This window comes from Tautonia plasticadhaerens, from assembly GCF_007752535.1.
In the GTDB taxonomy this organism is placed as follows: domain Bacteria; phylum Planctomycetota; class Planctomycetia; order Isosphaerales; family Isosphaeraceae; genus Tautonia; species Tautonia plasticadhaerens.
This window is the reverse complement of the sequence record NZ_CP036427.1, coordinates 217715-239388: the sequence shown is the minus strand read 5'-3', so window position 1 is coordinate 239388 and position 21674 is coordinate 217715. Positions and strand designations below refer to the sequence as shown.

The 21674-nt window shown below is 66.8% G+C and carries 28 protein-coding genes and 2 pseudogenes; 14 read left to right on the top strand and 16 right to left on the bottom strand.

The genetic code is table 11. The features are described from left to right. Positions 1–168 precede the first annotated feature (168 nt). On the bottom strand, positions 169–300 hold the full coding sequence (locus tag ElP_RS40880; RefSeq protein ID WP_261344470.1) for a hypothetical protein: 132 nt from the start codon (positions 298–300) through the stop codon (positions 169–171). Next, entirely contained in the window at positions 301–516 is a 216-nt protein-coding gene (locus tag ElP_RS35405) for a hypothetical protein (RefSeq protein ID WP_145279548.1), read from the bottom strand. 23 nt (positions 517–539) lie between these two features. On the opposite strand from ElP_RS35405, the gene ElP_RS35400 reads away from it, so the two are divergent. From ElP_RS35400 to ElP_RS35385, 4 genes are all read left to right on the top strand, one after another. After that, positions 540–761, top strand: coding sequence for a hypothetical protein (locus tag ElP_RS35400; RefSeq protein ID WP_145279546.1), 222 nt, complete (start codon positions 540–542; stop codon positions 759–761). Positions 762–1012: 251 nt separating this feature from the next. Beyond that, a complete protein-coding gene (locus ElP_RS35395; protein WP_145279544.1) occupies positions 1013–1420 on the top strand; it encodes a DUF2784 domain-containing protein in 408 nt (135 codons plus the stop codon). A gap of 283 nt (positions 1421–1703) precedes the next feature. Beyond that, positions 1704–2297, top strand: a complete 594-nt coding sequence (locus ElP_RS35390; RefSeq protein WP_145279543.1) for a hypothetical protein — start codon at positions 1704–1706, stop codon at positions 2295–2297. A 197-nt stretch (positions 2298–2494) separates the two neighbouring features. Continuing rightward, positions 2495–2746 (top strand): hypothetical protein, encoded by a 252-nt coding sequence (locus ElP_RS35385; RefSeq protein ID WP_145279541.1) that lies wholly within the window; start codon positions 2495–2497, stop codon positions 2744–2746. Between the two features lie 255 nt (positions 2747–3001). On the opposite strand, the gene ElP_RS35380 is transcribed toward ElP_RS35385, so the two are convergent. The 5 genes from ElP_RS35380 to ElP_RS35360 all read right to left on the bottom strand — a co-directional run bounded on the left by ElP_RS35380 (position 3002) and on the right by ElP_RS35360 (position 6079). Next, positions 3002–3790, bottom strand: coding sequence for a transglutaminase-like domain-containing protein (locus ElP_RS35380; RefSeq protein ID WP_145270861.1), 789 nt, complete (start codon positions 3788–3790; stop codon positions 3002–3004). A 976-nt stretch (positions 3791–4766) separates the two neighbouring features. Next, complete coding sequence (locus tag ElP_RS35375) at positions 4767–4946, bottom strand: toxin-antitoxin system HicB family antitoxin (protein ID WP_145270862.1); 180 nt, start codon at positions 4944–4946, stop codon at positions 4767–4769. A gap of 222 nt (positions 4947–5168) precedes the next feature. Beyond that, positions 5169–5324: a DUF3309 family protein gene (locus ElP_RS35370; protein WP_145279539.1), complete on the bottom strand. Its 156-nt coding sequence runs from the start codon at positions 5322–5324 to the stop codon at positions 5169–5171. Between the two features lie 72 nt (positions 5325–5396). Beyond that, positions 5397–5798: a hypothetical protein gene (locus tag ElP_RS35365; RefSeq protein ID WP_145279537.1), complete on the bottom strand. Its 402-nt coding sequence runs from the start codon at positions 5796–5798 to the stop codon at positions 5397–5399. A gap of 5 nt (positions 5799–5803) precedes the next feature. Then, entirely contained in the window at positions 5804–6079 is a 276-nt protein-coding gene (locus ElP_RS35360; protein WP_145279535.1) for a hypothetical protein, read from the bottom strand. A 336-nt stretch (positions 6080–6415) separates the two neighbouring features. Here ElP_RS35360 and ElP_RS35355 point away from each other — a divergent pair, with 336 nt between their 5' ends. Then, a complete protein-coding gene (locus ElP_RS35355; protein WP_145279533.1) occupies positions 6416–6676 on the top strand; it encodes a hypothetical protein in 261 nt (86 codons plus the stop codon). A gap of 178 nt (positions 6677–6854) precedes the next feature. On the opposite strand, the gene ElP_RS35350 is transcribed toward ElP_RS35355, so the two are convergent. Next, positions 6855–7766, bottom strand: coding sequence for a hypothetical protein (locus ElP_RS35350; protein ID WP_145279531.1), 912 nt, complete (start codon positions 7764–7766; stop codon positions 6855–6857). A 109-nt stretch (positions 7767–7875) separates the two neighbouring features. Between ElP_RS35350 and ElP_RS35345 the strand changes: the two genes are divergently transcribed. Beyond that, entirely contained in the window at positions 7876–8580 is a 705-nt protein-coding gene (locus ElP_RS35345) for an HNH endonuclease (RefSeq protein WP_197447159.1), read from the top strand. A gap of 118 nt (positions 8581–8698) precedes the next feature. Here the strand turns inward: ElP_RS35345 and ElP_RS35340 are convergent, their stop codons facing one another. After that, positions 8699–9970 carry an IS701 family transposase gene (locus tag ElP_RS35340; protein ID WP_145267809.1) on the bottom strand — a complete coding sequence of 424 codons (1272 nt, stop codon included), beginning with the start codon at positions 9968–9970 and terminating at the stop codon, positions 8699–8701. A 133-nt stretch (positions 9971–10103) separates the two neighbouring features. On the opposite strand from ElP_RS35340, the gene ElP_RS35335 reads away from it, so the two are divergent. From ElP_RS35335 to ElP_RS35325, 4 genes and pseudogenes are all read left to right on the top strand, one after another. Beyond that, entirely contained in the window at positions 10104–10910 is an 807-nt protein-coding gene (locus tag ElP_RS35335; RefSeq protein ID WP_145279529.1) for an IS5 family transposase, read from the top strand. Continuing rightward, positions 10907–11140, top strand: a pseudogene (locus ElP_RS39100) (pentapeptide repeat-containing protein); the annotation flags it as partial. The gene ElP_RS35335 and the pseudogene ElP_RS39100, both read left to right, overlap by 4 nt. A 36-nt stretch (positions 11141–11176) precedes the next feature. Then, positions 11177–11842 (top strand): toll/interleukin-1 receptor domain-containing protein, encoded by a 666-nt coding sequence (locus ElP_RS39095; protein ID WP_231749916.1) that lies wholly within the window; start codon positions 11177–11179, stop codon positions 11840–11842. Positions 11843–12399: 557 nt separating this feature from the next. Continuing rightward, the gene (locus ElP_RS35325) at positions 12400–13038 is read left to right on the top strand and encodes a DUF3386 family protein (protein WP_145279525.1); all 639 of its coding nucleotides are present in this window, start codon (positions 12400–12402) and stop codon (positions 13036–13038) included. A 200-nt stretch (positions 13039–13238) separates the two neighbouring features. Here the strand turns inward: ElP_RS35325 and ElP_RS35320 are convergent, their stop codons facing one another. Beyond that, the gene (locus ElP_RS35320) at positions 13239–13715 is read right to left on the bottom strand and encodes a hypothetical protein (protein WP_145279523.1); all 477 of its coding nucleotides are present in this window, start codon (positions 13713–13715) and stop codon (positions 13239–13241) included. 312 nt (positions 13716–14027) lie between these two features. Here ElP_RS35320 and ElP_RS35315 point away from each other — a divergent pair, with 312 nt between their 5' ends. Both ElP_RS35315 and ElP_RS35310 read left to right on the top strand, forming a co-directional pair. Beyond that, entirely contained in the window at positions 14028–14399 is a 372-nt protein-coding gene (locus tag ElP_RS35315; protein WP_145279521.1) for a response regulator, read from the top strand. 171 nt (positions 14400–14570) lie between these two features. After that, positions 14571–14999 carry a response regulator gene (locus ElP_RS35310; protein WP_145279519.1) on the top strand — a complete coding sequence of 143 codons (429 nt, stop codon included), beginning with the start codon at positions 14571–14573 and terminating at the stop codon, positions 14997–14999. Here ElP_RS35310 and ElP_RS35305 read toward each other — a convergent pair. Together ElP_RS35305 and ElP_RS35300 are read right to left on the bottom strand one after the other, a co-directional pair. Beyond that, entirely contained in the window at positions 14965–15510 is a 546-nt protein-coding gene (locus tag ElP_RS35305; protein WP_145279517.1) for an NUDIX domain-containing protein, read from the bottom strand. The genes ElP_RS35310 and ElP_RS35305 overlap by 35 nt on opposite strands. 719 nt (positions 15511–16229) lie before the next feature. Further along, positions 16230–16430, bottom strand: coding sequence for a hypothetical protein (locus tag ElP_RS35300; RefSeq protein WP_145279515.1), 201 nt, complete (start codon positions 16428–16430; stop codon positions 16230–16232). Between the two features lie 205 nt (positions 16431–16635). Here ElP_RS35300 and ElP_RS41510 point away from each other — a divergent pair. Further along, positions 16636–17472, top strand: a pseudogene (locus ElP_RS41510) (serine/threonine-protein kinase); the annotation flags it as partial. Between the two features lie 134 nt (positions 17473–17606). Beyond that, positions 17607–18125 carry a hypothetical protein gene (locus ElP_RS40315; RefSeq protein WP_231749903.1) on the top strand — a complete coding sequence of 173 codons (519 nt, stop codon included), beginning with the start codon at positions 17607–17609 and terminating at the stop codon, positions 18123–18125. Between the two features lie 17 nt (positions 18126–18142). On the opposite strand, the gene ElP_RS35290 is transcribed toward ElP_RS40315, so the two are convergent. From ElP_RS35290 to ElP_RS35275, 4 genes are all read right to left on the bottom strand, one after another. Next, on the bottom strand, positions 18143–18442 hold the full coding sequence (locus tag ElP_RS35290) for a hypothetical protein (protein WP_145279511.1): 300 nt from the start codon (positions 18440–18442) through the stop codon (positions 18143–18145). A 375-nt stretch (positions 18443–18817) separates the two neighbouring features. Beyond that, positions 18818–20065, bottom strand: a complete 1248-nt coding sequence (locus ElP_RS35285) for a mandelate racemase/muconate lactonizing enzyme family protein (RefSeq protein WP_145279510.1) — start codon at positions 20063–20065, stop codon at positions 18818–18820. Positions 20066–20232: 167 nt separating this feature from the next. Beyond that, a complete protein-coding gene (locus ElP_RS35280) occupies positions 20233–20463 on the bottom strand; it encodes a hypothetical protein (protein WP_145279507.1) in 231 nt (76 codons plus the stop codon). A 309-nt stretch (positions 20464–20772) separates the two neighbouring features. After that, a complete protein-coding gene (locus tag ElP_RS35275; protein WP_145269653.1) occupies positions 20773–21579 on the bottom strand; it encodes an IS5 family transposase in 807 nt (268 codons plus the stop codon). Positions 21580–21674: the final 95 nt, after the last annotated feature.

Here is a 21674-nt window from a genome sequence, read left to right as displayed (position 1 = left end):
CGCCGGGAACCGTTCGTTCCCGCAGGCGTGCTGCGTCGCAACTGATGTGTCCTCATGGGGCGATCCGGGATCGCGGCGTCTCGGCATCGTGTCGCCCCGCTGACGCGGCCGTCTTCGACGGCCGGGGGATTGGGGCCGGCGAGCCGGGAGCAGGGCCGTTCCCGGCCCTCACAACATGCCCCGCTGAAAGTCCGACCACACGGCCCAGGCCATCATCCAGACGAAGCCCAGGAAGAGCAGCATGAAGCCCAGGCACACCAGCCGGGCCACCGCGACGCTCTCCGTGCCGATCAGCCTCATTCACTTCCGCCAGGCCGCTCCCCTCAGGAAGCGGCCGGGGGCGAAGGTGCAGGCCGTCGCTGAGCCGAGGACGGCCCCGATCATGAAGAAGATGACGGGGGAGAGCAGGTTCTTCGGCTCGAAGTCATCGTCGCCGGCCAGGCTGACGAGCAGGCAGACCTTCTGGTAGAATGGTACCGAAGTCGAGCACGCACCGACTTTGGCAAAGTCGCACATGCTGATGGTTGAGGAGGGACTTCGTGGCCGACCGGAAGCTGGGCAAGTGGACGATCGCAATTGTAACCTGCTGGGTGGGCGGTGGCCTGCTGATTATTGGATCGGTCTCATCCATGTTCCTGTTTTCCAGGCAAATCACTCAATACACCTCCAGATTTGTAATCGCCGGCCTGCTGCTGGGAATTGTCATGCTGGCAACCGGGGGAACCCTCCATCAGATTTGGCTTGGCCAGACTCGAAGATAGAGGGGCAGGTCAGACCTTTTCTGCCTCCGCCCCTGCTCCGCAAGCCCGGCTCTGCCGGGCGTCTCCGTCCCGATCTCCCGGTCGCATGTCGAACGGCAGGCCATTGACGTTCTGTATTGGCTAGCGGAGTGGAGGGGCGACCGCATCGACCGTGATCGGCGGGGTCTCTTTCGAGTGCCTCACCCTCGTGGAGAAGGCGGCTAGATGAGCCGCCACGGAGCAGGGGCCGTCAACGTCTGCGGGAGGCAACCATGTCCCTGTATCGCCTCGCGGCGGACGCCGTGGCCCTGGCCCACGCCTCCTACGTCGCCTTCGTCGTCTTCGGGCTGGTGGCGATCGTGACCGGCCTGGCGATGGGAAAGCCTTGGGCACGCAACTTCTGGTTCCGGATCGTCCACCTGGCGATGATCGGCATCGTCGTCCTCCAGGCGTGGCTCGGCATCGTCTGCCCGCTGACGACCCTGGAGAAGACGCTCCGACGCCTGGCAGGCGAGGAGGACATCTACGGGACGGACTTCATCGAGCACTGGGTGCACCGGGTGATCTTCTTCGACCTGCCGCCCTGGGCCTTCATCACGGCCTACACGCTGTTCGGCCTGGTCGTGCTGGCCACGTTCGTGTTTTATCCGCCGAGGTGGAACGCGACCGGGAAGAAGTGAGGGGTGGACCGACTTCGCTGCGATCAGCCCCCGCTGCTCCGCCGCGACGCCCCCGGCGTTGCGACATGCGGCCTGGGGTCAGATATACCGCAAGAGCACGACGACGACCAGGATGATCTCCAGCATGCGAGGCTCCTTGAACCGGCCGGGCGATGGCCCCGATGGGGGTGAGGAGCCCGGACATCCAAATCGCATGCCGAGACGAAGTTCTTCGTTGATCCCCGGACGGAGCCCGGGATAGCATCGATTCGTCATCTCCCAATCCCGTCGGGGGGGCTCCCCCATGCGACCCCGCTTCACGATCGCCGCCCTGCTCGCCCTCGTCGCCGCCTCCGGGATCGCGTTCGCGGCACTCCGCCATGCGGACGAAGTCATCGCCAGCCTCGTCTTCACGGCGGCGATCCTCGCCTCGGGCGTGACCGCCCTGGGAGCGGCCTTCAGCCGGGGGCGGCGGCGGGCATTCTTCACAGGATTCGCCGCGTTCGGATTCGGCTACTTGGCCCTCTGCTACGGGCCGTTCGCCGCCACCGCGATCCGGCCGCATCTGGTGACGGAGAAGCTGCTGGCCAACTCGGCCGAGCACCTGCATCGCGGCGTCCCGGTCGTACCCACGATCACCCAGTTGGCTACCGACCATGATCGGGACGGCGTCACCGACTCGATCTGGATCGACTTCGGCTCGCCCATTCGGCGTGTCGTCGACGGGTCGCTCGTCAAGCCGCTGACGCTCATGCAGGTCGGCCGCTCTGAGCCCTTCGAGCGTGTCGGCCATTCGCTCTTCGCCCTGCTCCTGGCCCTGTTCGGCGGCCTCGCCGCCCGGCACTTCGCCGCCCGCACCGAGCGGGACGCGAATCCTACACCGCCGGCCGTTGGATAGGCGATCGGACGTGAGCGGGCCGCCACACCACCCAGGTGGTCCTTCCTCGTTCGCTTGGCTTCCGCCGAGAGGAGGCGTCGGCTCGGATGAGCCGAGGGCGGAGCAGGGGCGAGGATGAGCGTTCCTCCGCACGCCCCGTCGGCGATGGCACGCGACGTGTATGCATGTCCTTCCAAGCCAGCCTCGGAGGGATGTGTATGCACGAAGGACACTCGATTGATATCCCGGCACTGCGTGCCGGGCTTCACCTGCTCGGCTGGACCACCGCCGTCGCCCGCGTGATGGCCCAGGACGGATCGCCCTGGTTCGTCGCCTTCGCCGAGCGGGATGGAGAGAAACTCCGGGGCGAAGGCCCGACCGAGGCCGCCGCCTGGGCGGAGATCGGCTGGAAGGCAGTCGGTGACGCGGCCGGACACGAGCGGGCAGGTCGGCATCCGTCCATCTGGTAGCCGGGCATCATCGACGCTAAACGGGGATCGCCCGTACCGTCAGAGGAGAGTGCCCATCGACCGGGAGAGAGGGCGAACGGCGATCGAGTCGCCCCTGACTCGCACGCCCGGCTCTGCCGGGCGTCCATGACTCGACGGTCCGAAGCTGCATTCCCCATCGGGATGGACGTGGGAGGACTTCTCCGGATGCGTCAAGCTTGAGGATGGGAGTCGGCCTCCCTGAGGCGGCCCGGCCGACCTGTCGGGCGGGCCGCGTCATTCGGCGACCCGGCGGACCTCGACCGCCTGCTCGACCACCTCGTGCGGCGTCCAGAGCGTCATCATCGCCGCGTCGGCGGCGTCGCGGCCGACGGCGATCGGGACCAACGCCGGGCGAAGGCAACCCGTCGTCGCGTCGATGTTGTGCCACGCCTCGCCCAGGTAGACCTGGACGAAGCCGTGGAAATCGGGCGGTTCGAGGCCCAAGGCATACCCCGAGACGTAACGGGCCGGGATGTCCAACGCCCGGCAGAAGGCGATGACCAGGTGGGCGAAGTCGCGGCAGACGCCCACCCGCTGGATCGCCGTGTCGCGGGCCGAGGTGGTCGGGCCGGAAGTCCCGTAACGATACTCGACGTGCCCCCTCACCCACTCGGCGACAGCCCGGACCCGGCCTCCGCCCGGCGGGAGGCGGCCGAACTCGGTCTGGGCCATGCGGCCGAGCAGGTCCGATTCGCAGTACCGGGACGGCAGCGTGTAGACCAACGCCTCGGCCGGGAGTTCGTGGGGCGGAAGTTCGGCGGCGTGTTCGGGGAGTTCGGCGTTCGGGTCGGCCTCGACGGTGGCCGAGAACTCGAAGGAGAACCGCCCCTTCGGGGCGATGAGGTGCCTCTGGGGGTTGCCGTAGAGGTCACGCCGCAGTTCGCAGGATCGCGTCGGGGTGGTCGTGAGCCGCTCCTCGACGACCCGATGTCTCGCCCCGCTCAGAGGCGGCTCGACCATGAGGAAGGCGAACGACTCGTCTTGCAGTTCGTAGGTGGCGGTGGCTCGCACGGCCAAGAGCATGGGGTGACTCCGATCCGGATGCGATCCCTGGACCGACAAGCATAGCGTGCGGGCCGGTGCATGCCGGGAGATTCGGATCAGCCGCCGGAGCCGGATCGAGTCCGATGAGTCCGATCACCGGTGGCCTTGATGCCAGATTGCCGGGTGGCGGCGAGTCGACGGACTCGGGAACTCGCTGGCGATCCGGGCGGACTTCGCTGGAGGGATGGCGATGGACGGACTCCCCCGCCCCTGCTCCGACGCTCCGCGTCCGGCGGAGCGTGGACGCGAGCGTTTTCGTGTGCGGGCGAACTCCCCGATCTTGGCCATCGTCCGTCTCAATCCGGCACGTCACCCGCAGGAGCCACTGCTGGCCCTGTAGATACCGTACTGCGTGGACGGCAAAATCCGCAGCCGTGCTCGTCGCGGGCCGTCCTGGGGGCATCCAGGGGGCTCCAACGGCCGATCAATTGGTCGGCTGCAAGGATGCTCATGCGGTTTCACACCTCATCTACCTTCATGGGGCGGTCCGGCAACGTGGCGTCGGGGGCATCAAGGTCGTCCCGCTGACGCGGCCGTCTGCGACGGAGGGAATTGGGACTGCCGATCAGGCCCACGAGGACAATCGGCAGGGAGAGGATTCCGTAGCTGTCCGGGGTGAAGAGGTAAATCCGAACGCCAGAAATCCGACAGGGATGCAAATGACCGCGACGCCGAGCAAGCCGGCAGAACTCCCCGACGGGGCCGGATCGACCCCCTTCCGGCCGCGAGTGTCGTCGCCCATGGTGAGCCGCCTGAGCTTGAGTGGTCCTCCGAAACGCCGTGGAAGATCACGTCGTCCCGGGCGTCCCATCCCATCAACCCGAATCGACGAGTCGCACGGGGCCGAGACTTGCGGACCATACTCGTCTCAGCCGGTTGGGGGAATGCGTCACCGTCAGGCCGTCCGGGGCCTACACCGGCGTCCTGCCCCATCGCCGATCCGCGTGCAGGACCATCACATCCGGGCCTTGCCGTCCGATTGCCCGTCGCTCGAACTATGCCACTCCACCGCCTCGCGGAGTATCTCGACGACCATGGCGTTCAGGGACGCCTTCTGCTCCTTCGCCCGGCTGGCAAGTTCTTCGTGCAGGTATGGGGGCATCCTGATCTGGAAATGAACAACGGTTTCCGGCATGGTACCCTCCCGCTCAAGCTGCCTTGGCGACGTGCGTCCTGGCCGACAATTGGATGATATCCTCCGGGTCGATCCAAAACAATCAAGAAATGTGGAAATCCTCGAAGGAATGTCGCCGTCTCGTCCGAGGTCGCGTCCGACCGCATCGAACCCGGCAGGGTGATTAACCCCTCGCCCCTGCTCCGCCCGCGACGCCTCCGGCGAGCGGCATGCGGCCTGGGGTCAGACGTACCGCAAGAGCAAGACGACGAGGAGCACCAGGACGAGCGTCCCCGCGATCCCGCTCGGGTAGTATCCCCACTGGCGGCTGTGCGGCCAGGTCGGCAGGGCACCCAACAGGACGAGGACAAGGACGACCAGCAGGATGATCTCCAGCATGGGATGTTCCTCAGTGTGCAATCGATCTGCGGGGCCGGACTGGCAGTGGCACGACATCCGGCCGGCATCGACTCAATCCCTCACGTCGAACTCGCACTCCAAGACCTTCTGGCCCTCCAGGGCGGTCCCGGGGGCCGCAACGCTGATCGCACCCAGGCCCCGCCGCAGCCGGATCGCATCCCCTTCGACGGCGAACTCCGAGGAGAAGTCGGCGGGCAAGACCCGCCAGCCCTCGCGGACGATCGGTGGCGAGGTCGTCCCGGTGATGACCAGAAACGCCGACCCCTCGGGGCGGTTCGGGATGCCGCGATCCCGCTCGGTGAGCCGATGCATCACCAGCAGGTCATCGCCCGGCTGCCCCGCGTCGACCACCTCCTCCGGGGCGAGTGGTTCCTCGGCCGGCCCGGCGTGAACGGCCCCCAACGGGGAGATGAGCCAGGCGAAGCCCGAGATCGTTCGGGTGGTGTCGGCCATGATGACTATCCCCCTCCTTCAGATTGCCGCATGCTCCCGGCCGCCACGGGGCGGCTCGACTTGCCCTGCTGCTTGGAGAGCATCTGCACCAGGTGGTCGCGTATCTGCTCGACCTGCTTGGCATCCTGCTCGTGCAGCCGCCGGAGCATCTCGACGCACTCCTGCGAGTTCTCCTTCTGGGCGTCCTGGATGTACTTCTCGTAGGCGTTGAGCCCCTCGGCTTTCGACTGGAGGACCGTCAGCCAGTCGTACATCAGGTCGCTGATCGGGTTGGCCGCCATGTCCTGATATCCTCAAGGGTGTCGTGAGCGTGCGACGGAACCCCCAAAGTTCGGCCTGCAAGCAAGATGCCGATTGCCATGCGGGCAACAGGCTTCTTGCCGCCGCTCGCGTATCCCGTAGGGGGTGAGGCGGCTCGAAGAGCCGCCGGCGGAGCAGGGGCGGCGATGGCCCGATCGGCCGCAGTCCTGGTCCGCAAGCGAGCGTGACCGTGCCGGGGCCGGCGTTTGACGACGCAATGTCAGTTCCACACCAATGGGCCGGCCCCGATCTTGCGGGTCGTCCCGACCCGAGGAAAGGCCCTGCGATCACGCGACCACAACTCCCGGAGACCCATCATGGATCGCCATCAGCGAGAGACCGAGCTGCGGGAGATGCTGACCACCCAGCGGGGCAAGGAGGAACTGCTGGCGACGCTGAAGCGTCATGCGGGCATGACGGAGGGCAACCTGCCGCCCTTCGGGACTTTGCTCGTCGAGTCAATCCTCAATTACGAGTTCCCGTCGGAGGCGGGCGGTGATCTCCGTCCGACGAAGGAGGCCGAGCCGTCCGACCAGAAGCTCGCCGAGCCGGGGGGGCAGGAGTCGCTGGGAGGATAGCCGTCGGTGCGGCAGTTGATCCCGGTCTGAGGCGTGCTGGACGGGATCGGCGGGCCTCTCGAATGCTTGACGAAGCGGGGGTCGAGTGATGTGGGCGGTAGACCGATCGAGCCGCCCCTGCTCCGCACCAGGAGCCGACGGAGGAGGCTCCTCGCCGACGCCGAACCCGGCATGACCCTCATGCAGTGTCCGCGATATGGCTGATCTTCGGCACACGGAGAGCGACTCCGTCGATCACGAAGACGAACTCCTCGGCCGTGTCTTTGGCCAATTCGACGATTCCGTAGTGCAACTGCCGATGGTGGTCGGCACAGACCGTGATGATGTTGGACGGCCCGAGTGACCCCGGCTCAAGCCGCGAGACGAACGTGACGTGGTGGGCTTCGACGTAGGGCTCGCCGTCCCGCTTGCGGAACGAGAAGGGATTCTGGCCAAGGGCCAGACAGACCTGGCAGCGGTAGCCCGTCGCCTCCTTGACCTTCGCCGCCACCGGCCCGCGTTCGATGTGGCGGCTGACCACCTCTTTGACCTCGGGCGAGGCCCCGGCGTACCTCCGCTCCAAGTCGGCGAGCGAATCGCCCGGCTCGGCGTCGAATGCGTGCGGCTCGGTGCCACTGAGGTCGAGAATCCGGTGGAACGTGCCGGGGTCCAGGGGCATCGAGGCACCCTGGAAGCCGTCCAGCAGGAAGCGATCAGTCACGGCGAGGTCGGACTTCAGGGACTCCAGCAGCAAGGGCCGATCGAGCAGATTCTTGATGTATCGGATGTCGACGGCCAGGTGTTCGCCGCCCTCGGGCGGTGCCTCAAGCCAATAGGGGTCGGTCGAATTCGGCCTCAGCTTCGGCGAGTCGACGACTTGGACAATCGCGTAGATGCCGGGTTCCAGCCGCCGCCTCCCCGCAAGCTGGCCCCTCGTACGCGTATCGACGCCCACGCGGACGACCCCGAGTTGGCCGGGGGCGAACCACGTGGCCTGCCAGTCGATGACGCGATAATCGTCCTCGTCCCGGTGACTTCGAAGAAAATCGTCGATTTGCCATCGTCGCGGATTGCAGAAGAACGTCCAGTAAGTCGTCGGCTCGGTCTTCACGGCCAGGGCCTCGCTCGCAGACGATACGAACCACGCCTCCATTGAACCTTGCACGCTGCTTCGGGACAATCGGGAAGTGGAGCAGGGGGATTTCGGGAGCGGATCAACGATGGCCTACTGGTGGGTCAGCCAGAACCAGACGTACCGGCACGAACGAGACGGCGGCTTCCTCTGGGCACCGAATCAGACCGAGGCCGGGCTGACGCCCTTCCATTGGGCGACGATGGACGAGGTCCGGCCCGGCGACCTGATCTTCTCCTACGTCGGCGGGCGGATCGTCGCGGTGGCCGTGGCGAAGACCGCCGCCTACGACAGTCCAAGGCCCGGCGGCATGGGCGAGGGGCTGTGGGAGGACGCGGGCAGGCGGGTCGATGTCGAGTACCGCGACCTCTCCGAGCCGCCCACCATCGCGGAGGTCGTCGCCGAGTTGCAGCCGCTCATGCCCGAGCGATACGCCCCGCTCAACAGGTTCGGCACGGGCAATCAAGGCTATCTCTTCAGCCTGCCTCCCCGGGCCGGACGCCTCCTCCTCGATCGCGTCGATGACACGAATGCCGCGTCGGCTACGGATGCGATCGAGGAGGGGATCGAGAGGGCGGTCGCGGATACGACCGAGCGGCGTGCCCTCGTCCTGAGCCGAGTTGGTCAGGGACAGTTCCGCGACAGCCTGATGAGTGTCTGGGGCGGGCGGTGTGCCGTCACCGGTCTCGATCTGCCCGTCCTGCTACGGGCGTCGCACATCAAGCCCTGGCGAGACTCGGATAATCGGGAGCGACTCGACGCGTACAACGGGCTGTTGCTGTCCCCGTCTTAGTACTACTCCGTTAGCTTGGTCTTGGAGCGGGTGAGCCAGGGCCGGCAGTGCGCGCAGTCCGGCCGGCTGACCGGCGCCAGCAGCCGCTGCAACGCCCGGCGGATCGCCGGCACCGTGATCACCGGCGCTCGGCCTCCCCCTTTTTGCCCGGCCGGGATCGCCCCCGACGGGCTCGGCGTCGCTCCAGGGTGAGGAACCCGAAGGCCAACATCACCAGGCAGGCGTGATGGTGGAAGCCCCGCCACGAGCGGCCCTCGTGGTGGTCCAGCCCCAGTTCCTCCTTCATCTGCTGGTACCCGAGCTCCACCGGCCAGCGACTCCGCCACAGGCGCACCGCGCGGATCCGGCTGGTATCGGCCGGGAGGTTGCTGAAGGCGTACTTCAGCTTGCCGTCGGCCTGCTCCTCGATCAGCAGCCAGATCGGCTCCGCCCCGGCGCAATCGCCTGTCGCCCATCCCTGGCCCGGCCAAACGCGCAGCCAGGCGAATCGGCCCCACATCGGGCCCTTGGTCCCCTCCCGCCACGTCACCTTCCGGCGCGGCGTCCGCGCCGCCAGCTCCTTCAGGCCCACCGGCCGGGGCGAGCCCTCGGCCAGGCGACGCCGCTTCTGCGGCCGCCCGCCCGTCCCGGCCTTGGGCTCGTCCCACCTCGGCTCCTCGGTGAAGACCAGCATCTCGTCGGTCACGCCGACGACGTAGTGCAGGCCCCGCTCGGCCAGGCCGTCGCGGAACGGGCCCGAGACGCCGTAGCCGCTGTCGGCCACGACGAGCCCGCCCGGCAGCCCTTCGGCGCGGATGCGGTCGAGCAACTCCAGGGCGATCTGACCCTTGGTCAGCGACCGCCGCTCGGCCTCGGGCACCTTGGCCTTATCCAGTCGCTTCGGGTCGGCCAGCCAGCCCTCCGGGAGGTAGAGCCGCATGTTCAGCGGGTAGTGCCCCCTCGGGGCGACGTAGTGGACGCTGACGGCGCACTGGCAGTTGGCCTTCTTGCCCAGGGCGCCGCAGTACTGCCGCTGCACGCCGACGGAGTGCGTGCCCTGCTTGGGGAAGGTGGTGTCATCGATCACGAAGATGCCGGCCGGGTCGGCGAACTTCGCCGCCATCGTGGCCCGGTAGCGGCTCAGGACCGCTTGCTCGTCCCAGGTGCTCTGGCCGAGGAACTGCTGCAGGGCCTGGTCGGGGTCGGCGACGTCGAGCCCCTCCGACAGGGGGACGCGGGCGGCCATCGGCTCGACGCTCTTGCGGTCCCCGTCCTGGACCAGGCCGCGGAGGTAGACGCCGCACCAGGCGGCCTGGCGGGGCCGGTTGAAGTCGGCGCGGAAGGAGGCGGCATACGCGGCGAGGCGGTCGAGGACGTCGGGGTTTAAGTCGGGGGTGTAGGTCCGGTTCATACCCTCGGTACGAACCGCAGCAGTCGATCGTTCGTATGATTTAACGGAGTAGCATTAGAAGCCCTGACAAAACCGTGTGGCATGGAGTTTGCGCCCTGGTGCTGTTTTCCTCCGAACCGAAGGAGACACCACCATGGCGAGCGCCCACATGCCGGACGAGTTCTTCGATCTGGTTGCCCACCACCTGCCGCCGGAACCGGCCATCGGCCCCTACGGCGGGCGTCCGCCGATCGGGCACCGGGTCGCCCTGCGTGTCATCTGGTTCGTCCTGGCCACCGGCAATCGCTGGGAGGATGTCCCGCAGGAACTCGGCTGCTCAGGTCGCACCGCCCATCGCCGGCTGCGGGCCTGGGAGGAGGCCGGCATCTGGGACCGCCTCCATGCCGACCTGCTGAGGCTGCTCCGCAAGGCTGGCAAGCTGGAGACCGACACGGTGGTCGTCGACGGCGTGACGGTGCGGGCCTCCGGCGGCGGCGAGGCGACCGGCCCGAGCCCCGTCGACCGCAGCAGGAAGGGCACGAAGCACACGGTGATGGTCAGTCGCACCGGAGTGCCGCTGGCGATCCGCACCGCCGGGGCCAACGAGAGCGACCACCGCCAGATCATCCCGCTGGTGCTCGACTTCCCGAGCGTCGCCGGCAAACCGGGCAGGCCGAAGCAGTTGCCGGATGACCTGTATGCCGACCGGGGCTACGACAGCGAGGGGACGAGGGCGTTACTGCGTTGGATGGGCATCGAGCCGCACATCGCCAAGCGTCGGACACCGCACGGCAGCGGGCTGGGCAAGGTCCGCTGGGTGGTGGAGCGGACGATCGGCTGGATCAAGGGCCTGCGGCGGATGCGGGTGCGGTACGACCGGCTGGGGGTGATCCGGGACGCCTGGACGACCCTGGCGGCCTGTGTCATCTGCTTCCGTATCCTCCACCAGGATGTGATGTGATTCACCCGGTTTTGTCAGGGCTTCTAAGCGAAGTCTGCCTCGTCAACTCGGCATTAGAAGGTGCCCGACTCGGTTGGACCAATCTCAGCTTCGCCGATCTCGGGGGAGCCAACCTTCGCAGGACCAGCCTTAATGGAGCAAACCTACGATCGGCCTTCCTTTGGAATGCCAAACTGAATTGGAGTGATCTTGCAGGGGCCAATCTTGCGGGAGCCGTTCTAACTGGGGCAGACCTCAGCAACTCCGTCTGTCTGAGCACGATCCTTGTGGCCTTGGACCTCTCGGAGACGAAGGGGCTTGAACTCGTCACTCATCAGGCACCGAGCATGATAGGGACGGACACCCTCATCCGCTCACGGGGAATAATTCCTGCCATATTCCTTCGCGGCTGCGGTCTACCCGACGCTTGGATTGCAAACCTCCCCACCCTAATCGGTGCCATCGAACCCAACCAGTTCTACTCCTGCTTCATCAGCTACAGCACCGCCGACGAGGAGTTTGCCAGCCGCCTACACAACGACCTCCAAGCCGCAGGTATCCGCTGTTGGAAGTGGGATCACGATGCCCGCACAGGACGCTCACTCTGGGGTGAGATCGACCAGGCCATCCGCGTGCACGACAAGTTGGTGCTGATCGCCAGCCAGTCGTCGCTCAAAAGCCCCGCCGTCAATCGTGAAATTGAAAGGGCCATCATTCAGGAGGACGAGAAGGCAAGAGCGAAGCGGGGCAGGAGGAAGATTGATGCCGATGTGCTGTTTCCCGTCACGCTGGACGATTTCATCTTCAAGAAGTGGCAGCACGAGCGGAGAGTTGATGTTACCAAGAAGGTGATCGCTGACGCCCGGGGATGGGACCTGGACGCGGCGATCTATGCGAAGGTCCGCGAAAAGCTACTCCGCGACCTCAAGACCGGAGATACTGCGACGGAATAGGGCGTCGAGGTCAGGGGATTGGTCGAGACGGCAAGCCGGAGGGATCAGGGCCGAAAGCGGCGGGACCGCCGACTGCCCACACGGCCACCTTGGGTGCCCGGTCCCCGATCGGCGGACGCGACACTGGTCGCGGCGGCTCAGCCGAGTCGCCCGCGAGCGGAGCAGGGGACAATATCAGCCAGAGGCCGGACTCCGGGCGTCCTCGATAGGGCCGGCGACCTGAACCCCAACAACTCGTCGATCGGGCAATTCTCCGCCTCCGGTCGGCCACGACGCGGGGCGAATCGGTGGGACGCCGGATGTTCCGCCGCAGACCTCGCCATCGAGCGGTTCCCGAACTCGACCGTCCCCTGCTCCGCCTGGGAAGCAGACGAAGGAGGCTTCCCGCTGACGCCAAACCTCATCGGCCGCATCGCATTCTCGCGGGGGGAGCTTGATGACCGTCTGATCGGCGACTCGCCGGTCCCCGACGAGGAAACGCGTCGGTGGACCGATGCCGGCGGATCAACTACCGTATCGAGGAGATAAGGCGGCAGAGTCACTGCAAGGAGTCGGACATGGCCCGAGAGGATTCCGCGACCGAGCGGCTTCGACGTGCCCGCGAACATCGGGCCACCTGGCCCGAGCCTTTCCCCGGCTTCTCGGGCGATCTGGTCGTCTTGATGAACGGCGAGCGGACCGAGGGTATGGTCCGGGTCATGCCGGACGGAGAGGTCGAGGTCGATGCCGCCGAGGGCGAGGCCCGGCAGTGGGCGACGGACCAACTCCGATCGGAGGTCATGCACCTGCGGGCGGGGCCGAGCCCCTTCAGTGCCGAGGCCGAGTACGGCGAGGCCGAGGGCGAGCATCCGCTGGGGCGGCTCATTGTTGCAACGGGCGACCGCTTCTCATCGACTTACCGCATCGAGGGGGATCGTTTCCGAGAGGTCAGCCGGACGATGGGCGACACGAAGTTCTCCATCGTGACCGTGCTGGGGGCGGAGAACGCCGAGGGCAAGCACCTGCCGAGCGTCTACACGGTGACCTATTGGGAGGCCGGGACCGGCAGGCTGAGCAAGGTCGAGACGTTCCAGGCCGAGTTCGCCCGCGTGGGCGGCTATGACCTGCCGGCGTCCCGCATCCAGGTTGTCTCGCAGGACGGCGGGGCACTCGTGCGGCGGATGCTGCTCTCGAATCATGTACTGTCGGCGATCTGAGACGTGGTTCCACGAGGCGGGGAATCTCTCCTCCCCGAAATCGGAGGTTGCTTCGCGGCCAGGGGCAAGGGGAAATAGCCAGCGGACGATGCCAAGGGGCGTCGATGCATCAGGATGCCATGATGCAAGGCATCCAGGAACCCCGCCTTCACCGCACCGGGGCCACGTCCGCACGATCCGGTGGGCCGACGACGCACGGATTATCTCGGCCACCCATACGGGGAAGGGATCGGCGGATAATCGCCGTGTCCCGGCTGGACGTAGGGGTAGGGGTAGGGCCGCTGCTGCCAGCCTTGGATGTGGATGTCGCCCCGACGATAGGACCGCTCGGCGTCCCGTCGCCACTGGTCGTATCCGGCGTCCAGCCCCGGCACGCCGATCCAGCCCTGATGCCCATGGTAGGTCGGTGGGTACGGGGGATATCCACCGTAGCCGTGGCCGGGCCGGAACAGCTTCTTGGCCTGACCAGGCGGGATGCCGCCGTGGTGCTTGAAGTGGCCGTCCCAGACGCCACGCCCGCGTGCCCAATCAGGTGGCTCACCATGACCGGCCCAAGGCGGTGGACCGCCGGGGAAGAACCCCCGACCCGTTCCGCTTTCGTCCTTCCAGTCGTCGGCCCGTGCCGTTGCCACGGTGCCGCAGAGGGCCAGCAGGCCCGCCAGGAGAATCGTCCGCATGTTGCTGTCCTCCGATCGGGGGTCCCGATGATTCGGAGGGGACAGATGCAGGGCACGTGCCGGCCGATTCGAATTCTTCATATGCCGTGACATACCATCGACTTGGAGCAGTAGCCGCAAGTTAGATCGGGGCAGAGTTCTGACGCGAGAGTGAGAATCCTGCGGCCGACGGGCCGGGCAGCGACCGTCGCCGAGGGTCCGGTGTTGCTCGATCCGCCGGGTTCGAGAACGTGGCGGGCACATAGATTGCTTATGTGCTTGACCGCTTAGCGATGCGGACGCACCACGGAGCGACGAACTGGAGACGCCGTGATGGATGGGCACGGGCATCGGATGCTGCTGGTCGAAGACAGCGAGGGAACCCGTCTCGCCTTGCGGCGAATCTTCGCCCGACGCGGTTGGGAAGTGATCGAAGCCGCCACGATCGCCAAGGGGGTGGCCATCCTGGACCACAGCGACCCGCCCGACTGCCTTATCCTCGACATGGACTTGCCCGACGGCAGGGGTGACACCATCCTGCGGAAGGTCCGCGACGAACGGCTACCGACCCGCGTTGTGGTCCACTCGGGGACGCAGGATGAGGCGTTGCTGCGTGAATTGGAGGCCCTGCGGCCGGATGCCGTGCTCCCGAAGCCAGCCGACCCGGATCGACTGTGCCGGGCATGTGGGGTCGTGACGGCGTAGGGTCATCGCCGCTGCCAGGCCGTTCTGGGGGAACGATCTGCGAGGGTGCGGGCGGTTGACAGTCGCCTCCCGCTGCCCCGGACGCTATCATCGACGGCGATGGATGGGAGTGCCGGTCGCGGCTGACGGACGGAGGATGCGGTTCGTCGGTCCATCTCCGGGGTGGACGACATGAACGGGCATCGGCTGCTGATCGTCGAGGACGACGAGGGGCCCCGCGATTCCCTCCGGGCCTACTACGGCCGGTCGGGATGGGATGTCCGCGTGGCGGGCACGGTGGCCGATGGGCTCACGTCGCTCGACGCCGGACCCGAGCCGTGCTGCCTGATACTGGACCTGAAGCTGCCCGATGGCGATGGCCGGGCCATCCTGGAGCGGGTGCGTGCCGAGGGATTCAGGACCCGCGTGGCGGTCTGCACGGGCAGCATGGACCTGGCCCAACTGCGGGAAGTGGCCCTGCTGAAGCCCGACGCGATGCTGTCGAAGCCGATCCGCCTGCCGGGAGTCTGGATCGAGCCGTGCCGCGTCTGCGAGGGGCAGGGGGAACGGGATCACGGTGCCACCCCTACCGCCCCAGCACCCTCGCCGCCTTCAGGATGAGCACGCAGCTTGGACCGTGCGTGATCGTGCTGTCCATCACCTTCCGCACTGCATCGTCGAACGGCACCTTGACGACCTCGATCACTTCGGTCCCGTCTCGATCCGTCGGCGTGAGCGATAGACCTCGGGCCACGAACAGGTGGGACGGGCTGCGGACGACCGCCGTGAAGGGGTCGATGGTCCCGAGATCAACCCACTCGGATGCCTCGACGCCAAGTTCCTCGCGGGCCTCACGCCTCGCCGCGTCCAGCGGCGATTCGCCGTCTTCGATGCCGCCCCCGGCGACCTCGATGCTGTCGCGGCCGATCGCGTAGCGGAACTCCCGCGTCAGGTAGGCCGTGCCGTCCTCATCGACCGGCAGGACGGCGACCCCCGGCTTCATCGCGACGGTGCCGTAGATGCTGGGCTGGCCGTCAGGCCGGGTCACGCGGTCCTCGACGACCTCGATGAACGGGTTCCGATAGACCCGGTTCGACTCGTGGATGGTCCAGGGGCCGTGCTGTCGGGGCATTGTACGGTCCTTGTTCGTGGGGAAGCTGGTGATGGCCGAGGTGGCACAGGCCGTACCGGCTGATAGCTGCTGGTGAAACGTGCCGCTCGGCAGCGGTGGATCGGAACGCGTGGATGCAATGCGTCTGCACGGCTCCTCGGTCGGCTCGACTGCCCTGCCGGGATGGATCGCGGTCAGGGCCACGTAGAAGCCAAGTAATCAGGCTGACCGCACGGATGCGAAGTGGTGAACCGATTGCCAGCGTGCCCCCTCATCGACGCCAGGCCGCAGGGAAAGCCATCCAGCGTTCGTAACCGCACGTCGTCACCTCGTGCAGCGATGAAGGACAGTTGATAGAGGAGTTGGTTAACGAGCCGTGACGTGGACGGCGGCGGCTCGGCCGAGCCGCCACGAGCGGAGCAGGGGCGGGCTTGGATGGATTGCCGGACTTCCGGCGTTCACCGGGATAGAGCGACGGGAATCCCGACGCCTCCTCCCGGTGGACACTCTCGGATTTCCTCACCGAATGGCGACGATACGACGTGTTCTATGACTCGGGGGCGAGCAAGTCGGTCGTGAGAGTCCAGGCACCGTGCTGTCGGCCGTGGACATTTCCATCGAGCGATTCCGGCCCCTGCTCCGCCGTGAAGCCGACGCCAGGAGGCTTCGCGTCCGACGCCAAAAAGGGAACCAACGCCCGACTCGACGGTCGCACCTCATACGGCCTTCATCCGACCTCGTCAGGCCGCGTTCGAGCGACCCCCCAGCAGAATTCCCCGCAGCACGTCCCGTTGCGGGACGCTGATCCGGCCAGCGACCAGGAGGTCGTTGATGTCCTCAACTGCCAGTTCGATCGCCTTCTCCTTGCCGGGATGCCAGGAGTGCCGTGCGATCCGCCGCGTCGAGGCGACCAGGCGATCGAAATAAGTCATGTCGTTCATTGGTAGTCTCTCCTCCATGAGAGACGTATTAGCAAGGGCCGTGCCGACAAGCATATCGTCGTGCCGAGGCTCGTCAAGCCGGCTCGCACAAGAGGCACGGCCGGCACGACCGAAGCCCGCCGCCGACTCGGTCGGCGACGTAGCCATTGCCGGCGGGTATCATCGGGGATGAAGTAAACCTCCCGATCTGCGAGGTGAGCGGCGGATGGACCTCGAAGCTGGCGTCCAGATCGGCGACTTCCGCATCGAACGCCGCCTCGGGGCGGGCGGCATGGGGATCGTCTATCGAGCCCGACAGCTATCGCTCGATCGGACAGTTGCCCTCAAAATCCTCGGCTCGGCCCTCAACCACGAATCGGACATCGCCCGTTTCAGGAGGGAGGCCCAAGCCGCCGCCAGGCTCAACCATCCGGCGATCGCCGACATGTACTTCGTCGGCCAGGACGAGCAGGTTTGCTACCTGGCGATGGAGTTCATCGACGGAGTCTCGCTCCGCACGGTCATCGATCGCCTCGCGGCGACCAGCGACCCCCGCATGACCCTGGACTCCGTCCATCCCGGCGAGGCCACCGCCCCGCCCCTGCGGTTCGACGGCACGACGGAGACCTATGCGGCGGACACCCCACCCGCTGAGCCGAAACCGGGGGCCGGTTCGATCACGCCGGAGGCGAGCCGCCTGATCGCCTCGCCCTCGTACATCCGTCGCTGCTGCGAGGTCGTGCGGGATGTCGCCCTGGCCCTGGACCACGCCCACGGACGCGGCGTCACCCACCGCGACATCAAGCCGGAGAACCTGATGCTGGACCGCGACCTCCGTGTCCACGTCATCGACTTCGGCATCGCCCGCTTCTTCGAGGACATGACCGTCACCAACACGGGTCAACTGGTCGGCACGCCCATGTACATGAGCCCCGAGCAGGTCTCCGGTATGCTCCGCGTCGATCACCGCACCGACATCTACTCGCTGGGCCTGGTACTCTACGAGCTTCTGGGGCTCCGCCGACCGATCACGGCCCCGACGAGGGAGGGCATCCTCCGCCAGATCGTGACCAAGGCGTTGACCCCGGTCGGATGGCGGAACCGGGCCGTGCCGCGAGAACTGGAGGGGGTCGTCCACAAGGCGAGGCCAAGGACCCGGACGAGCGGTATCAATCCGCAGCCGACTTCGCGGCCGACGTGCAGGACTGGCTCGATGGTAAGCCCGTCGCTGCGGCACCCTATCGCTACCGGTTCGACCCCCGGGAGGTCATCGCCGCCCGTCCGCAGGCCGTCCTGCTTGTCGCCTTCTGGATGTGGTTCTCGTCCCTCTACTGCCTCCTGGTCGGCTTCGAGGGGATCGTCCCGGCCGGCTCCCGTCGTGGGTCGGGAGGTCTCAATGCCTGGAGCCTCGTCATGGTCGGCTTCGGCGTCTGGTATCTCCTGCTGGGGCGGGGCTTACTGTCGGGCCGCTATTGGATGCTCTGGGCGGGGGTCGTCACGTCGCTCTACAACGTCGGCCTATTCACCTTCTACCTCTATCGCATGGCGATGGCCCCCGCCGGGGCCGTCGGCCCCTACTCGTCCTCCCTGTTCACGGCCATCGTCGTCTGCTGGCTGGCGTCCCTCGTGGCCCTGCTCCGCCGCAGGACGCGGGACTGGTTCCGCCTCGCCTCCCGCCTCCGGGCCGAGCACAAGCAGGCGGACTCGCCCACGTGAGGGCGGGGGACCGCGTGTCACCCCACGTCGGGATGTTCGCCCGCCGCCTCCTTGAACGGCGACCCCGGCCGGAGTGTCGAGCGATTGACCACCCAATACACGGCCGCGACGAAGACCCCGCCGAGCAGGGTCGCCACGGTCCACCAGAACGGCGACACCAATGCCGGGCCCTCCCTCGACCTCCTCAACGTATCCGCGTCCCTCCAGACGCCGATGGCGAAGGCCACGCGGATCGCAATGGTCAGGGCCCAGGTGACGATGGTGATTAGGAACGGGAATCCACCGAACAAGACAGGTACAGATGGAACTTGATTCATGGACTTCCTCCGCTCGCTTGCACAATTGCATCGGAACCCAGGTCGACGCGGTTCGATAGATCGTCCGCTTTGTGCGTCACTTCCCCGTGAAGATTCGCACGGCGGAAGACTTCATTGGGCTCGGGGTAGGAAGTGATCGGGTGCATCATCACCTAACTCGATCCGCTTCGCGTCAGACCCGTTGCTCATGGAGCACCGACATCCTGACGCCCTTCGTCATGGTCGCGTAATCATGGCTCGCCTGCTCGCAGACCATATATGCCACCGCGAACCTTCCGCTCGTCAGGCACGAGGATACCCCGGCGAAGCCGGCTTCGCCGGGGTACGACCTCAATCGGTCGGGGGTGCCGCCATATCAGCCCGCCGCTCGGCGATTCAGGAGGTCGTGACGACCTCCGCCTCCCGCACGAACGCCGGGTCGATCGTGATCCCGAACCCCGGCCCGCTCGGCACCCGCACCACGCCGCCCTCGGCCTTCAGAGAGGAGGTCTCGCTGCTCACCGGGATGTCGGCGTTCCCCTTGAACTCGGTGTACGGCACCGGGTTCGGGATGCACGAGACGAAGTGGGCCGCGTCGAGGTAGCCCAGGCCCGACCCCGACATGTGCGGCGTGCAGGGCATCCCGGCGGCGTCGGCCATGCGGGCGACCCGCATCGAGCGGATGAAGCCGCCGTAGTAGTGCAGGTCGGGCTGCACGATGTCGACGGCACGGTTGGCGATCATCCAGCGGAAGCGGTACTCGCTGGACTCCTGCTCGCCTCCGGCGACGGGAATCCGGAGGGCATCGGCCACGGCCTTGGTCTCTTCGAGGTGGTCGAAGCGGCAGGGCTCCTCGTAGAAGCCGTAATCGTACTCCTCCATCAATCGGCCAACCTCGATCGCCTTCTCGGCACCGTACGAGCTGTTCGCATCCGCGTAGAGGGTCATCTCGGGGCCGAAGGTCTCGCGGACGAGCGGGATGAGCGTCTCCGAACGGCCCGGGAGGGAGTCGGCGTCATCTCGCCGCATCCGCCCCCCGAGGCGGAACTTCAGGGCCTTGGCCCCGCTCTCGGCGACGAGCCGCTTCAGGTCTTCGATCTCCTCCTCCGGGGTATTGCCCCGGGTTCCGCTGGCCCGGTAGACGGCGATGTCTCGGCGGCGGACGCCCCCGAGCAGGTCGCCGATCGGCTTGCCGGCGAGCTTGCCGAGCAGGTCGAGGACGGCGAACTCGGCGGCGGCGACGCAGACCCAGAGGGCGAGTCCCTGGTACTTGTAGTTGTCCGCGTGGCGGTAGAGTTCCCAGAGCAGGTCTTCGAGCCGCCGGGCGTCTTTGCCCACGAAGACGGGGGCGACGCGGTTGACGAAGATCGGATGGGTGTGGATGAGGTGCATCGAGTTGGCGACGGACATCCCCTCCGCACCGTCCTTGTCCCGGACGCGGACGAGGAAGTCGCGGCCGTTGCGGAGCAGTTCCATCGAGTCGATCTGGACGGGCGAGGCCAGGTCGTCGACCTGGAGAACCGGGGCCTGGGCGATCCGGTCGAGGTGCTCGACGGTGACCGGCTGATCCGGGGCGGCGAATCCGGGCCTTGTCGTCCCGGCCAGGGCGACGGCCCCGAGGAAGGATCGACGATCGAGATTCATGGTTTACCCTCGCTTGATGACCGAGCGTGTCCCGCCCAGGTTCGCCGGAAGGAGCCTCCGGGGGAAGCGATCATCGTCGCCCCCTGCTCCGCGTGAGGCGACGGCGGAGCAGGGGGCAAGGGCCATCCCGTCCGTCGGGATCGCGTCGCCGAACAAGCCCGGCCGGCTCAGGCGTGCACCGAACACGTATCGTGCTCGAACATCAGCCGGCCGCAATAGACCGACTTTCGATTCCGGCACCACCCCCAATCCTCGTCGATCCTCCGGAACATCCGGCACCCCCCGCACTGTTCCAGATGGAAGTGGTAAGGCTCCCGATCGGAGTCCACCACACGCCCGCAGCGGTCGCACCAATACGCGTTCATGCGGGCGTGGTCGAGTTGGATGTGGAACGGCATGCCGATCCTCCTGTCTATCCTATGTCACAGCTATCTGATCGCCGAGGTCGTTGCAGCGGCGACCCGGACTCGGGTCAGTCTACCCCCTCATCGGGGCAATCCGAAGCGAGAAATCAGAGGCCAGGGGGAATCGGGTGTCGCCACGCCACCGCCGATCGGTACTGCCTCGATCCGAGGCGGTACTGGAATTGTTTAGGTAGGACACGGCCCTGAAAATGTCACCAGTCGGTGAATGAACGCCCCTCGGCCTCGAAGCAGCCCGATCGAATCCCTCCGCGAACATAAGAAGCCCTGACAAAACCGGGTGAATCACATCACATCCTGGTGGAGGATACGGAAGCAGATGACACAGGCCGCCAGGGTCGTCCAGGCGTCCTGGATCACCCCCAGCCGGTCGTACCGCACCCGCATCCGCCGCAGGCCCTTGATCCAGCCGATCGTCCGCTCCACCACCCAGCGGACCTTGCCCAGCCCGCTGCCGTGCGGTGTCCGACGCTTGGCGATGTGCGGCTCGATGCCCATCCAACGCAGTAACGCCCTCGTCCCCTCGCTGTCGTAGCCCCGGTCGGCATACAGGTCATCCGGCAACTGCTTCGGCCTGCCCGGTTTGCCGGCGACGCTCGGGAAGTCGAGCACCAGCGGGATGATCTGGCGGTGGTCGCTCTCGTTGGCCCCGGCGGTGCGGATCGCCAGCGGCACTCCGGTGCGACTGACCATCACCGTGTGCTTCGTGCCCTTCCTGCTGCGGTCGACGGGGCTCGGGCCGGTCGCCTCGCCGCCGCCGGAGGCCCGCACCGTCACGCCGTCGACGACCACCGTGTCGGTCTCCAGCTTGCCAGCCTTGCGGAGCAGCCTCAGCAGGTCGGCATGGAGGCGGTCCCAGATGCCGGCCTCCTCCCAGGCCCGCAGCCGGCGATGGGCGGTGCGACCTGAGCAGCCGAGTTCCTGCGGGACATCCTCCCAGCGATTGCCGGTGGCCAGGACGAACCAGATGACACGCAGGGCGACCCGGTGCCCGATCGGCGGACGCCCGCCGTAGGGGCCGATGGCCGGTTCCGGCGGCAGGTGGTGGGCAACCAGATCGAAGAACTCGTCCGGCATGTGGGCGCTCGCCATGGTGGTGTCTCCTTCGGTTCGGAGGAAAACAGCACCAGGGCGCAAACTCCATGCCACACGGTTTTGTCAGGGCTTCTTAAGGTCATTGCAGTGAC